The 13,083-nt window shown below is 57.6% G+C and carries 11 protein-coding genes and 1 pseudogene; 3 read left to right on the forward strand and 9 right to left on the reverse strand.

The features are described 5' to 3' along the window. Window positions 1–3: 3 nt before the first annotated feature. From ACTYEO_RS04360 to ACTYEO_RS04380, 5 genes are all read right to left on the reverse strand, one after another. Window positions 4–774 (reverse strand): SDR family NAD(P)-dependent oxidoreductase, encoded by a 771-nt coding sequence (locus ACTYEO_RS04360; protein ID WP_449322491.1) that lies wholly within the window; start codon window positions 772–774, stop codon window positions 4–6. Continuing rightward, window positions 771–2,111: an alpha-galactosidase gene (gene melA, locus ACTYEO_RS04365; protein ID WP_449322492.1), complete on the reverse strand. Its 1,341-nt coding sequence runs from the start codon at window positions 2,109–2,111 to the stop codon at window positions 771–773. Before melA ends, ACTYEO_RS04360 begins: the two co-directional genes overlap by 4 nt. Window positions 2,112–2,136: 25 nt before the next feature. Further along, window positions 2,137–2,985 carry a carbohydrate ABC transporter permease gene (locus tag ACTYEO_RS04370; RefSeq protein WP_449322493.1) on the reverse strand — a complete coding sequence of 283 codons (849 nt, stop codon included), beginning with the start codon at window positions 2,983–2,985 and terminating at the stop codon, window positions 2,137–2,139. A 14-nt stretch (window positions 2,986–2,999) separates the two neighbouring features. After that, the gene (locus ACTYEO_RS04375; RefSeq protein ID WP_449322494.1) at window positions 3,000–3,911 is read right to left on the reverse strand and encodes a carbohydrate ABC transporter permease; all 912 of its coding nucleotides are present in this window, start codon (window positions 3,909–3,911) and stop codon (window positions 3,000–3,002) included. A 67-nt stretch (window positions 3,912–3,978) separates the two neighbouring features. Further along, window positions 3,979–5,247, reverse strand: coding sequence for an ABC transporter substrate-binding protein (locus ACTYEO_RS04380; protein ID WP_449322495.1), 1,269 nt, complete (start codon window positions 5,245–5,247; stop codon window positions 3,979–3,981). Between the two features lie 81 nt (window positions 5,248–5,328). Here ACTYEO_RS04380 and ACTYEO_RS04385 point away from each other — a divergent pair. The 3 genes and pseudogenes from ACTYEO_RS04385 to ACTYEO_RS04395 all read left to right on the forward strand — a co-directional run. Next, window positions 5,329–5,388 (forward strand): annotated as a pseudogene (locus tag ACTYEO_RS04385) (hypothetical protein); the annotation flags it as partial. After that, window positions 5,385–6,188: an IclR family transcriptional regulator gene (locus tag ACTYEO_RS04390; protein ID WP_449322496.1), complete on the forward strand. Its 804-nt coding sequence runs from the start codon at window positions 5,385–5,387 to the stop codon at window positions 6,186–6,188. The pseudogene ACTYEO_RS04385 and the gene ACTYEO_RS04390, both read left to right, overlap by 4 nt. Before the next feature lie 22 nt (window positions 6,189–6,210). Beyond that, window positions 6,211–7,266 carry an ABC transporter ATP-binding protein gene (locus ACTYEO_RS04395; protein ID WP_449322497.1) on the forward strand — a complete coding sequence of 352 codons (1,056 nt, stop codon included), beginning with the start codon at window positions 6,211–6,213 and terminating at the stop codon, window positions 7,264–7,266. Between the two features lie 17 nt (window positions 7,267–7,283). Here ACTYEO_RS04395 and cueR read toward each other — a convergent pair whose 3' ends face one another. The 4 genes from cueR to ACTYEO_RS04415 form a co-directional block, all read right to left on the reverse strand. Continuing rightward, the gene (gene cueR, locus ACTYEO_RS04400) at window positions 7,284–7,676 is read right to left on the reverse strand and encodes a Cu(I)-responsive transcriptional regulator (RefSeq protein ID WP_449322498.1); all 393 of its coding nucleotides are present in this window, start codon (window positions 7,674–7,676) and stop codon (window positions 7,284–7,286) included. After that, window positions 7,673–9,883, reverse strand: coding sequence for a heavy metal translocating P-type ATPase (locus ACTYEO_RS04405; protein ID WP_449322499.1), 2,211 nt, complete (start codon window positions 9,881–9,883; stop codon window positions 7,673–7,675). The genes cueR and ACTYEO_RS04405 overlap by 4 nt, the downstream gene beginning before the upstream one ends. A gap of 66 nt (window positions 9,884–9,949) precedes the next feature. Next, window positions 9,950–10,819 carry a glucose-1-phosphate thymidylyltransferase RfbA gene (gene rfbA, locus ACTYEO_RS04410; RefSeq protein WP_449322500.1) on the reverse strand — a complete coding sequence of 290 codons (870 nt, stop codon included), beginning with the start codon at window positions 10,817–10,819 and terminating at the stop codon, window positions 9,950–9,952. 51 nt (window positions 10,820–10,870) lie between these two features. Beyond that, on the reverse strand, window positions 10,871–12,910 hold the full coding sequence (locus ACTYEO_RS04415; RefSeq protein WP_449322501.1) for an FAD-dependent oxidoreductase: 2,040 nt from the start codon (window positions 12,908–12,910) through the stop codon (window positions 10,871–10,873). Between the last annotated feature and the right edge of the window lie 173 nt (window positions 12,911–13,083).

Consider the following 13,083-nt stretch of genomic DNA (forward strand, 5'->3'; position numbering starts at 1 on the left):
CCCTCATCCTGTGGTCACCACCCCGCCATCGACCACCAAGGCCTGACCCGTCATCATACGGCTGGCCTTTGAGGCGAGGAACAAAGTGGGCGCGATGATGTCTTCGGGCTTGAGATGTTCCTTCAAGCTCATCTTGGCCATATGCGCATCCAGATCATCGGGATTGGCCCACATCTCCAGCTGTTTATCCGTCAGCACCCATCCGGGCATCAGGGCATTCACGCGGATATTGTCAGGCCCGAACTCACGCGCCAGACCACGTGTCATGGCCGTGATCCCGCCATTCGCCGTCATATATGAGGTATAGCCTGCCTGCCCCATCATATAGGAAATCGACGAGAAATTGATGATCGCGCCACCGCCCGCGCCCTTCATTCCGTCAATCACCGCCTGACAGGCAAAGAAATACGCTTTGAGATTGATCGCTTGCGACCAGTCCCAGAATTCTTCGGTGACCTCTTCGGCCTTATGCCTTTGATCATTGGCCGCGTTATTGACCAAAACCGTGATCGGGCCATGGGCCGTTGCAGCCTCGGCAAAGGCCGCGCGCAGGGCCTCAATATCAGTGATATCGCAGGGCAGGAAAAGTGGGCGTTGGCCCGTCTTTGCCTCCATCTGCTCAACAAAATCCGATGCATCCGAGCGCTGGACAAAGGCCACTTTCGCCCCTTGGTGCAAGAACCCCTCGGTCAGGGCTGCGCCGATGCCCGAGCCTCCACCCGTGATGAATACAGATTGCCCCGCAAGATCGGGGAAGGTGGCGGTCGTGCTCATGCGGCTCTCCTGTTGCGGCACCAAGTCGGCAGCATATCGCCATGCGCGGCAATCAGATCATCAATCAAGGATCGGATTTGGCGCAAATCAAGCTCGGCTGCGGTATGCGGGTCCATATAGGCAGCGTGATAGATATGGGACGGGTCTTCGTCCAGCAGGGCCCGCACCACCAATTCCTGAACATTGATCTGGCTGCGCATGATCCCCACCAGTTGAGGCGGGATATCGGAAACCACCGTTGGTTGGCAGCCATTGCGATCAACCAGCGTTGGCGTCTCAACCGCCGCACCCAAGGGCAATTGCGGGATTTGTCCGCGATTTGGAAGGTTCGCATAGACCGTCACAGGGGCGTTGGTGACAACGGCATTCATCATTTCAGCCGCAAATTCATGGCTTTTCGCAACCTCGATTCCAGCCGCAGTTTGCAAGGCCTTGGCCTGTGCCGCCCATCCTGCGGCCTGCTCAACGCAGCGCTTGGGGTATTCATCCAGCGGGATCGCGAAATCCTCGATCAAATCCTCACGGCCTTCCTTGATGAACCAAGGCACATATTCGGCCAGATGCTCGGAGCTTTCGGTACAGAAATAGCCGAAATGCTCCAGCACCTCATAGCGCACCTTATTGCCACAACGCGGCATCAAAAGCGGCGGCTTGGGCAAGCGTCCTGTTTGGTAGCCCTCCTGCAGCGCGGGATAGAGCGATTTGCCCTGATGGCTCAACTCCAGAAAGAAGGCCACATGGTTCACGCCCGCGACGCGATGCTTGATCTCATGTTTGGGCAGGTCGAGATCATGGGCGATTTCCTCGACGGTGTTTTGCACCGAATGACATAGACCCGCCTGTTTGAGACGCGGAAAACGCTCGGCCAATGCCCAAGTGTTGATTGCCATCGGGTTCACATATTGCATCAACAAGGCATCCGGACACAGCCGCATCATATCCTCGGCCACCTCCCACAGATGCGGCACAGTGCGCAAGCCACGCATGATGCCGCCCACGCCAAGCGTATCAGCAATGGTTTGTCTCAGCCCGTATTTGGCAGGAATATCAAAATCGATCACGGTTGAAGGGCCGTAGCCGCCTGTCTGAAACGCCGTGACTACGAAATCGGCCCCATCCAGCGCGCGGGCGCGGTCGGTCGTGGCCTCGACGCGCGCATCCGTTCCCATGGTTGCGATCATCTTGCGCGCCACCATTTCGCTTTCGGCCAAACGGGTGGCGTCAATATCCATCAAGGCAATATGGGCATCCGCCAAGGCCGGAAAATGAAGCATGTCACCCACGATATTCTTCATGAAAATCGTGGAGCCTGCTCCGATGAAGGCAAGTTTAACCATTGCGTTGCGCCCCTCCGTGGCGGCTTTACTTGACTGCGCCGAGGGTCAGCCCCGCGATGAAGTGTTTTTGCATAAGAAAGAACATCGCCACAGGCGGGATGGCGGCAACAATGCTGCCAGCGCTCATCAAATGATACTGCGCGACGAACTGGCTGTTGAAGGATGTAATCCCCGCCGTCACGGGTTGTGCATTGGGGCCTTGGGTCAGCACGATGGCCCAGAAATAATCATTCCAGATGAAGGTGAAAACCAAAACGCTGAGGGCAGCAATTGCAGGCCGCATCAAGGGCAGGACGATGAACCAGAATATCTGCCATTCCCGTACGCCTTCAACGCGGGCCGCCTCGATCAATTCATAGGGCAGCGCGCGGATGAAATTGCGCATGAACAGGGTGCAAAACCCCGTCTGGAACGCAATATGGAAAAGGATCAACCCCGTCTTGGTGTCATAAAGCCCCGTTGAAACCGTCAAATCGCGGACAGGCACCATCAGGATCTGGAAGGGCACGAAATTGCCCGCGATGAACATGAAGAAGATCAGCAGATTGCCCCGAAAGCGATACACACCAAGCGCAAAGCCCGTCATGCAAGACAGCGCCACCGCGCCGAGAACCGTTGGCACCGTGATCATCACCGAATTGAGCAAATAGCGCGGCATATCAGACTCGAAAAACACGCGGCCATAATTGGCAAAGAACTCGAAACTCGATGGCATGCCCCAGTAATTGCCTTGGGTGAAATCGCTCAACGGGCGGACGGAAAACAGCATCACCGCGATCAGCGGTAGGAGCCACATGATCAAGGCCAAGGGCAGGAATGCCTGATAGGCAAGCTGCGTGGAACGGGCGCGTTTCTGAATCGGGGTCGGGAACATCTGGTCTCTTCCCCCTAATGCCGCGCGTCGCGGTCATCGCGCCACATCTGCCACAAGAAATAGGCGATGAAGACCAGCATGATCATGAACAACACCACCGCAATCGCAGAACCATATCCCATGCGGAAACCGAACTCCGACAGCGCCTTTTCGAACATGTAAAAGCTCAACACGCGGGTCGAGCCGAAAGGCCCGCCATTGGTCATGATCGAGATCAGATCAAAGCTGCGCAACGCCCCGATGATGGTCACGACAAAGGCAATGAAGGTGGCGGGTTTAAGCTGTGGCAAAACCACATGCCACAGCATCTTCCAGCCCTTGGCCCCATCCAGCCGTCCCGCCTCGATCTGTTCGGGATCAACGGCGTTCAACCCCGTAAGATAAAGGATCATGCAATAAGCCGTTTGCGGCCAGAGCCCTGCAGCAATGATGCCATACGTGGCCAGCGCGGGGTCTCCCAGAACATTGATCGTGTCAAACCCGAAAAAGACCAAGATCGCGTTCAGCAACCCTTCTCGCGGCAGGTAGAACCATGAAAACACAAGGCCCACGACAACTTGGCTGAGCACAAAGGGAAAAAAGAAGAGTGATTTATAAAGGCGTATGCCCATGACCGTCTGGTTCAGGAACAACGCGATAAACAGGCCCGCAGGGATCGCCAGCAGATAGAGCGCCAGCCATCTCAGATTGTTCCAGATCGAGGTTTCAAATTGACGGTCGGTCGCTAATTCGCGGTAATTCTCAAGGCCGATATAGGTGGCCTCACCCAATCCATCCCAGCGATAGAGCGAGATATTGAAGCTCTGGAAAATCGGGATGATCACATAGACCGAAAAAAACAGGACACCCGGCAACAAGAACAGAAATGGCGTTACCGTCATGCGGTTGCGCTGGAGCCATGTTGCAGTAGGGGGAGAGGCGATCATCGGCCCTGTTTCCTGTAAGAGGCGCGCACCCCGCCGCAGGGCGGGATGCGCAATAGATTAGATGACTTTACTGGTAGATCCGCTCACGTGCGGCTTCCAGACGGGTCAGGATATCCTCAAGGTTATCGGGGAATACCATGAATTCCTGCAAACCTTCCATTCCCATGGATGCCATCTCGGCAGGGAAATCACGGTCGAAGAACTGCGCGATACCACCAGTGGCATTTTGCGACAGCATCTCAAAGCCCTGAAGGGTGAACTCGTCATCGGCAACGCTTGCATTGGCGTTGATCGGCAACTGGCCCAAGCCATCTGGCCCGTTGATCGCCGTTTGCACATCAGGCGAGGTCACATATTGCAGGAAGGCACGGGCTGCCTCGACATTCTGGGCGCCTGCGGGCACGTGGAATGTATCGGTCGGCGCGTCTTCACCCATGGCCATTCCGTCAACGATGGCAGGGAACTGGTAGAAGTCGATCTGCTCATCCGTCAGACCTGCTTCGCGCAGATGCGGCACCACAAAATTGCCCATCAGATAGGCGGTCGCTTCCCCATTGACGAAGAAGGGCAGCGCTTCCTGCCAGCTATAGGTCTGGTGATCTTCGATGAAGGCACCCATATCGATCAGGCGACGCCAGTTTGCGAAGGTCTCGCGCACGCGGTCATCGGTCCATGCAATCTCGCCCAAGGCAAGCTGCATATGGAAGTCAAAACCATTGGTGCGCATGTTGAGATAGTCGAACCAGCCACCGGCCGTCCAAAGGAATTTGGTGCCGATTGTGTAGCAGGCACGACCCGAATCCACGATCACTTGGCAATTGGCGATTTCTTCTTCGAAGGTTGCAGGCTCGCTGAGGCCTAATTCGTTGAAGATATCTTCACGGTAATACACACCCCATTGGTAGTAGGTGTACGGTACGCCCCATTGACGGTCATCCATGGTCATCGCGCCACGAACCGAATCGAGCCCTTCAAAATCGCCCGCATCCCACCAATCGGTGATATCCATGAACAGGCCCGCATCAACAAAGGGGCCCATGCGGTTCGCCGCATACCAGTTCACAACATCAGGCGCATTCGCAGAGAGCGAGTTACGGATCTGCGTCTTCCAAGCTTCGCGGTCGACAACGGTCAATTCAACAGTCAGGTCGGGATGCATGGCGTCAAAGTCAGCCGCCAAACCTTCCATGATGGCCCGCGGTGCGGGGTTCGACATATCCGATGTGATCCGGAGTGTGCCGGATAGAGGCGCCGAATGCGAATCTGCCAAAGCCATGCCAGACAACATCGTCGCGGCAGCCAGTGCAGCCGCACCAGTTTTGAAAATGGAAACCATAGTATCCTCCCTTTGGTTCCAGTATGTGAAACTTAGTTTCTTATATTGAAAACATAACGCGACTCGGGTTACCCTTGTCAACACATTCTGGCAGCGCTTTATGCGGGAATGGCAGCAACAAGGGAGGCAGGGTCGCAATGAACGCCAATAGCGGCTTGGAGAAATCAGGCGATGGAACAGTCGGTAAGGCTCTGGCTGTGCTCGATCATGTTGCGGGCTTTGGCCGCCCCGTGAGATTTGGCGAATTGCTCGATCAAAGCCCGTTTCCAAAAGCCACGCTCTATCGCTTTTTGCAGACGCTCACCAATCAGGGGATGCTGGGGTATGACCCCGAAAGGCAGACCTATAGCCCCGGAATTCGGCTGGTGCGTCTTGCCCATTCCGCATGGCAATCCGCGTCTCTTGCGCCAATCGCGCGGCCCCATATCGATGCGCTATCGGCCGAACTTGGTGCGACCGTGCATTTGGCGCAGCTTGATAATGCGCAGGTCCTTTATGTCGATAAACGCAACGCGCGTGACCCAATCCCGATGTATAGTCAGGCGGGCAAGGTGGGGCCTGCCTATTGCACGGGCGTCGGCAAAGCCATGATGGCCTATCTGCCCGAGGACACGCTGGAGCACGTTATCGCGCAGCAGAGCTTTCACCGCTTTACGCCACATACCCTCGCGACTGAAGCTGACCTGCGCGCCGAGCTGACAGCCATCCGCGCGCGCGGCTATGCCTATGACCGAGAAGAGCACGAGCCTGGAATTATTTGCGTGGCCGTGCCCATCCTGACCCGATCAAACCGTGTCTTGGGAGCGCTCTCGGTGACGTCTTCTACTGAACGCACATCACTGGACGCGCTCGACAAACAAGTCCCACAAATCCGAAGCACCGCTGATGCCATCGCAACGGAAACCCAAAGCTGGCAATTCCCTGACAGTGCCACTGGATAATTTTCATTAAAGGAGTGCCGCCATGTCTGGCGTGACGCTGAACAATGTCATCAAGAAATACGGGGCCACGCAGGTGATCCATGGCATCGATCTGGAGATCGAGGATGGCGAATTTTGTGTCTTCGTTGGCCCCTCGGGCTGCGGCAAATCCACCTTGTTGCGCATGGTGGCAGGGCTTGAGGAAACCACCGAGGGCAAGATCAATATCGGCGCGCGCGATGTCACCCATCTTGACCCCTCTGAGCGTGGCGTGGCCATGGTATTCCAGACCTATGCGCTTTATCCGCATATGACCGTCGCCGAGAATATGGGCTTTGGCCTGAAGATGAACGGCCACCCCAAGGCCGATGTCAAAGCCAAGGTCGATGAGGCCGCGCGCGTCCTCAAGCTGGAGCCTTATCTCTCCAGAAAACCCAAAGCCCTGTCAGGCGGACAGCGCCAACGCGTGGCGATCGGGCGGGCCATTGTGCGCGGCCCCGAGGTATTTTTGTTCGACGAGCCGTTGTCCAATCTCGACGCCGAATTGCGGGTGGAAATGCGGGTGGAAATCGCCCGCCTACATCAAGAGATCGGTGCCACGATGATCTATGTCACCCATGATCAGGTCGAAGCGATGACCTTGGCCGATAAGATTGTGGTTCTGCGCAGCGGCCGCGTCGAACAGGCAGGCCGCCCCTTGGAGCTGTATAACGACCCAGATAATCAATTCGTTGCAGGCTTTATCGGCAGCCCCGCGATGAATTTCTTCGATGCAAATGCCAAAGATGGCGTAATCGCAGTGCCCGCCTTCACGGGCCTTGAGATCCCCGCGCCGAAATCATTGGTTGGTGATCGGCAGATCAAGATCGGTCTGCGCCCGCATCATATGAGCCTGACGGAAGGCGAGACACACCGTGTCGAGCTATCGGAGCAATTGGGCGGGGTCAGCTATCATTATCTGGTCGCCCCTGATGGTGCAAAACTGATCGTTGAGGCCCATGACCAGCACGCCCCGAGGCCTGGAAGCATGACGGGCCTCACCATCAAAGGCGATCAAGCCCTGTTTTTCGATGCCGAAACGGGCCTGCGTATCCGCTAAAGCGTTAGGCGCTAATCCTAAGCTGAGCCTTCCGCCAAATCCCTAAGGATCGGGCAATCGGGCCTGTCATCACCCGCGCATTGATGGACAAGATCAGACAGCGTCTCGCGCATCGCGGCGAGTTCATGCATTTTGGCATCAATCTCGCTCAGATGGTGAAGCGCGATTGCCTTCACATCTGAACTGGCCCGCGCGCGGTCCTCGTACAGCGCCAAGAGCGCTCTGCATTCCTCAATGGAGAATCCCAAACGCCGCGCCCGTCCCAGAAAGGCGAGCTTGTGAATATGGCTCTGCTCGAAACTGCGATACCCGTTCTCCGAGCGCAACGGCGTGATCAGACCGATATCCTCGTAATAGCGGATGGTTTTTGACGGCAATCCCGTCAGGTTTGAAGCATCCGAGATATTCATGCCCCCAGCCCCACATGCCGAAGGCGCAGCGCATTCATCACCACAAGGACCGAGCTTGCCGCCATCGCACCCGCCGCCAGCATCGGGCTGAGCAGTGGTCCGCCAAACAGCGCCAAAGCGCCAGCCGCAACGGGGATCAGCGCGACATTATAGCCAAAGGCCCAGAACAGGTTTTGCGCAATATTGGCCATGGTCGCGCGTGAGATATCAATTGCATTGGCCACCGCCGAAGGCGCGCCCGAGACAAGCACTACATCTGCCGCCTCCATCGCAACATCCGTGCCTGAGCCAAGCGCCACACCAACATCAGCCGCCGCCAGAACAGGGGCATCATTGATCCCGTCTCCGACAAACGCCACCCGCAGCCCCTCGGCGCGCCATGCAGTCACGCGGGCCAGCTTGTCCTCAGGCCGCATCCGCGCCTCGAAGGTCGCGATCCCCAATTCCTTCGCCACCGCCTGAACAGGCCCCGCCGCATCCCCTGAGAGCATCGCAACGCGCTTGCCCATGGCGGTCAGCATCGCAACCGCCTGTGCTGCGTCATGCTTAATGGTATCCGCCAGCGCGATAGACCCAAGAAGCATATCGTCCTTGGCCACATAGATCAGCGTCTCGGCCCCCGAACCATCCTCAATATCAAAACCCTGTGCGCGCAGCATCACGGCAGAGCCAACAGTTACAGTCGCGCCCTTGATGATGCCTTTGGCTCCTTGGCCCGTGACACTTTCGAACGCATCGACCTGTTCTAGCACGAGGTCGCGCTGCTGCGCCTCGACCAGAATGGCGCGGCCCAAAGGATGCTCGGATTGCGCCTCGATACTAGCCGCCAATGTTAAAAGCGCTGTTTCATCCTCGGCCTCAATCCGCGTGACCTGCGGGCGGCCTTCGGTCAGCGTGCCCGTTTTGTCAAAAACCACCAAATCCACGTCTCGTAGGGCTTGCAAGGCATCCCCCTTGCGGAACAAGACACCAAGCTCGGCCGCGCGCCCCGTGCCCGCCATGATCGAGACAGGCGTTGCCAACCCCATCGCACAGGGGCAGGCGATGATCAGCACGGACACACCAATCACTAAGGCACTGGCCAGATCAGGCCCAAAGGCCCACCACCCAAAGGCCGCGGCCACAGCAATCGTCATCACAACAGGCACAAAGATCGCAGTAACCTTGTTGATCAAGCTCTGGATCGGAAGCCGCGTGGCTTGCGCGTTCTCAACCATCTTCACAATCTTGGCGAGGACGGTTCCCGCCCCCACCGCCGTTGCACGGTAAACCAAGGCCCCCGTTCCATTGACGGTGCCGCCTGTGACCACAGCGCCCGCTTCCTTGGCGACAGGCATGGGCTCACCTGTGATCATGCTCTCATCGATATAGCTCCCGCCCTCAATCACCTCACCATCAACCGCCACCCGTTCACCGGGGCGAAGGCGGAGAAGGTCCCCGACCCGCAATTGAAAGACCTTCACCTCACGCTCAGCGCCATCTTCAAGCCGCGTCGCGGTATCGGGGCGCAGGCCCATCAGCTTGGAAATAGCCGCCCCCGCCTGCCCGCGCGCACGCGCCTCAAGATAGCGCCCCAACAAGATCAGCGTCACAATCACAGCAGCCGCTTCGAAATACACAAAGCGGCTATTCTCAGGAATGATCGCAGGCGCAAAGGTCACCACGCTCGAGAAGGCCCAAGCCGCCGTTGTCCCCAGAACGACCAGCGAATTCATCTCGGGCGCGCCGCGTTTGAGCGCGGGCAATCCATGGCGAAAAAACACGCGGCCGGGGCCTGCCAGAACAGCGGTGGTCAAGACAAACTGAATAAGCCGCGCGGGGAAACTGCCGATATTGGCCATCACCCAATGATGAAAGGCGGGAAAAACATGCCCCCCCATTTCCAGAATGAAAACTGGCAAGGTCAGCACCAAGGCGATCAGAAAATTACGCTTGAGCAGCGCAACCTCATCCGCCCCATCCTGTTTGGGCATCTCAAGATCAAGCGGCGTCGCGGGATAGCCCGATTTTTCCGATATACTGGCCAAGGCTTGCCGATCCAGCGCACCTTCTGTCCAGATATCGGCCTGTTTGGTCGCAAGATTGACATGCGCCTCAACCACCCCTGGAACGGTTAGCAAGGCCTTCTCGGCCCGCGAGGCACAGCCGCCGCAGGTCATATTCGCAACCTCAAGCCGCGTTTCAATCAAGGGTATGTCTTTCGCCATTCGAAGCGGGCCTTTTATGAGTTCCCACTCCAGATAAGGGTTCCAGTGACGGGAAGGTCAAGGCCTTCAGATCAGGGAGAGCAAATATTCCCCATAGGCATTCTTGCCAAAAAGTGCTGCGCGGCTTTCAAGCTCGGCTGCCGTGATCCAACCTTGGGCAAAGGCGATCTCATCGGGGCTGCCCGTTTGCAAACCTTGGCGTGTCTGCAGGACCTGCACAAATTCCGCCGCTTCCAAAAGGCTGGCATGGGTTCCAGTATCAAGCCATGCATAGCCGCGCCCCATACGGCTTACGGTCAATTCCCCATCCGCGAGATAGCTTTCCAGAAGCGAGGTGATCTCCAACTCGCCACGCGCCGATGGCGTCACTGCGGCCGCCCGTTCAGACGCTGTTCCATCCAGAAAATAAAGCCCAGTCACGGCATAATTCGAAGGGGGGTCTTGCGGCTTTTCAATGATCGTTTCGGCACGGCCATCGGCATCAAAGCCAACAACCCCGTAGCGGCGCGGATCAGCTACATGATAGCCAAACACGGTGCCCCCCGTGGCTTGCTGATCGGCCTCGGCCATCAGCTCTGGCAATCCATGCCCGAAAAACAGGTTATCCCCAAGGATCATCGCAGAAGGCCCGCCTGCCAGAAAATCCTCGGCCAGCAGATAGGCCTGCGCCAGACCATCGGGCGAGGGCTGCTCGATGAAGGTCAAGCTCAGGCCCCATTGGCTACCATCGCCCAGTGTGCGGATAAATTGCGCCTGATCCTCGGGCGTTGTGATGATCGCAATATCGCGGATACCCGCCAGCATCAAAACCGAAAGCGGATAATAGATCATCGGCTTGTCATAGATCGGCAAAAGCTGCTTCGATAGCCCAATTGTTATCGGATAAAGACGTGTACCCGAACCACCTGCCAGAATGATACCTTTGCGCGCGCCCATCAGATCCCCGTTTCCCGTTGTTCTGGGCCGAGTGTTACCTGCGAATTCCACTCAGTGCCACATCCCGATGCGCAAGGCGTCATAGATTCCTGCATGAATGTTGCGCGAAGCCACCGCATCGCCAATCCGGTAGAGCGTAAATGTGCCATTCGGGTTTCTATGCGGAAACAACTCCCCCTTTCCCGAAGTCAGCGTGGAATAATCCACTTCGCCGCCATTCACCGCCTCGGTTTTGAGGGCGTGATACAGCTCATCCAAAGCCGATGTGCCATGCTCCACCACGATCTGGTCAACAATCCGCTCCTCATGCCAATCTTCCGCGAAATCCGACCCCAGAGTGGCTTTCAGGCGGTTTCCCTCGCGCGTGACCGAGACGACCCGCGTATTGATCGTGACCTTTGTGCCCGTTTCATGAAACGCGCGCATATAGGGCACATGGTTCATCCCACCGATCTCGGGGGCGAAGAATCTCTCGGGGCTGATCAGTTCCAGCTTAGCGCCTGCCCGCGCGATGACCTCGGCGGCACTCATCCCCTGATGGCCCCCATTGTCGTCATAAAGCAGAACCTCGGCCCCGGGCTTGACCGCCCCTGAAAGGATATCCCAAGACGAAACGGTCAGATCATCCCCCTCCATCTGTGGCGCTTGTGGCAAACCACCGGTTGCGATCACCACGATATCAGGGCTCAGGGCCTTAACATCTTCGGCCTCTGCATAGAGATTATAGGTGATCTTTGCGCCCATCCGCTCCAGCTCGGCCAAGCGCCAATCAACAATCCCCACCAGATCACGGCGGCGCGGATTAGCGACCAGCAGGTTCACCTGCCCGCCCGCCCGATCCGAGGCCTCCAACACCTCCACCTCATGCCCACGCTCGGCCGCAACCCTTGCGGCTTCCAAGCCCGCAGGCCCAGCCCCGACCACAACAACCTTTTTCGGCATGTCGGATTTCGGAATATCATGCGGGATATGCGCTTCCCGCCCCGTGGCCGCATTATGGATACACAGCGCCTCGCCGCCCTCGTAAATCCGGTCCAAACAATAGGTCGCGCCGACACAGGGACGGATACGGTCCTCCTGCCCCAAGGCGATCTTGCGCGCGATATGAGGCTCGGCAATATGGGCGCGCGTCATCCCGACCATATCCAGCTTTCCGCTGGCCACTGCATGGCGCGCAGTGGCGACATCGGCGATTTTGGCGGCATGGAATACTGGGAAATTCACGGCCTCACGGACCTCGCCCGCAAAATCGATATGAGGTGCCGAGGCCTGGCCCTGAATGGGGATCACGCGGGTCAAAAGCGCATCGCTGGCAATCCGGCCGCGGATCAGGTTCAGAAAATCAACCTTGCCCGAGGCCGCAAAGCGCCGCGCGATCTCCACACCCATCTCGCGGGTTATGCCCTTGTCAAATTCTTCATCGGCCGCCATCCGCAAACCCATGATGAAATCAGGGCCACAAGCCGCGCGGATCGCATCGATCACGGCCCATGCAAACCCCATGCGGTTCTCAAGCGACCCGCCCCATTCATCCTCACGCCGGTTCTGGTGCGGTGACCAAAAGGCGTCCACCAAATGCCCATAGGCTTCCAATTCGATCCCATCCAGCCCCGCCTCCTGCATACGCTGCGCGGCCGAGGCGTAATCGGAAATGATGCGCTCTATATCCCAAGCCTCCATCTCCTTGGGAAAAGCCCGATGCGCTGGCTCGCGCAATGCAGATGGGGCCACCACAGGCAACCAATCGCCCTTATTCCAATTCGTCCGCCACCCCAAATGGGTCAACTGGATCATCACTTTGCAATCATGCTCGTGACAGCTTTCAACCAAATCGCGCAAAGGCTGGACAATCTCGTCGCGATAGGCATGTAGATTGCCAAAAGCCTCGGGGCTATCAGCCGATACAATCGCCGAGCCCGCCGTCATGGTAAGGGCAAGCCCGCCCTTGGCCTTTTCCGCATGGTAGAGCCTGTATCTCTCCCCCGGCAGACCTGCTTCCGAATAAGACGGCTCATGCGCCGTCGACATCAAACGGTTCTTGAACGTCAGATGTTTCAGGTGAAACGGCTGCATCAATGGATCATCAGACATCAAAGCCCTCCCTATTGGCCCCAGCCTAGCGCAGCCCTTCCGCTAGCCCCAAGTCCAAACCCGACCAATATCGTCCCATTCCCACCACCCCCATCTTTGCTTGGTAAATACTTTGGGGGTCTGGGGGCAGAGCCCCCATCGCGGGCCGCGCGAAGCGGCCCGCCACTCTCACC

Source organism: Rhodophyticola sp. SM2404 (assembly GCF_053570515.1).

Coding starts and splice junctions, on each gene's coding strand:
- ACTYEO_RS04360 (WP_449322491.1), bottom strand. CDS start 774: ATGAGCACGACCGCCACCTTCCCCGATCTTGCGGGGCAATCTGTATTC.
- melA (WP_449322492.1), bottom strand. CDS start 2,111: ATGGTTAAACTTGCCTTCATCGGAGCAGGCTCCACGATTTTCATGAAG.
- ACTYEO_RS04370 (WP_449322493.1), bottom strand. CDS start 2,985: ATGTTCCCGACCCCGATTCAGAAACGCGCCCGTTCCACGCAGCTTGCC.
- ACTYEO_RS04375 (WP_449322494.1), bottom strand. CDS start 3,911: ATGATCGCCTCTCCCCCTACTGCAACATGGCTCCAGCGCAACCGCATG.
- ACTYEO_RS04380 (WP_449322495.1), bottom strand. CDS start 5,247: ATGGTTTCCATTTTCAAAACTGGTGCGGCTGCACTGGCTGCCGCGACG.
- ACTYEO_RS04390 (WP_449322496.1), top strand. CDS start 5,385: ATGAACGCCAATAGCGGCTTGGAGAAATCAGGCGATGGAACAGTCGGT.
- ACTYEO_RS04395 (WP_449322497.1), top strand. CDS start 6,211: ATGTCTGGCGTGACGCTGAACAATGTCATCAAGAAATACGGGGCCACG.
- cueR (WP_449322498.1), bottom strand. CDS start 7,676: ATGAATATCTCGGATGCTTCAAACCTGACGGGATTGCCGTCAAAAACC.
- ACTYEO_RS04405 (WP_449322499.1), bottom strand. CDS start 9,883: ATGGCGAAAGACATACCCTTGATTGAAACGCGGCTTGAGGTTGCGAAT.
- rfbA (WP_449322500.1), bottom strand. CDS start 10,819: ATGGGCGCGCGCAAAGGTATCATTCTGGCAGGTGGTTCGGGTACACGT.
- ACTYEO_RS04415 (WP_449322501.1), bottom strand. CDS start 12,910: ATGTCTGATGATCCATTGATGCAGCCGTTTCACCTGAAACATCTGACG.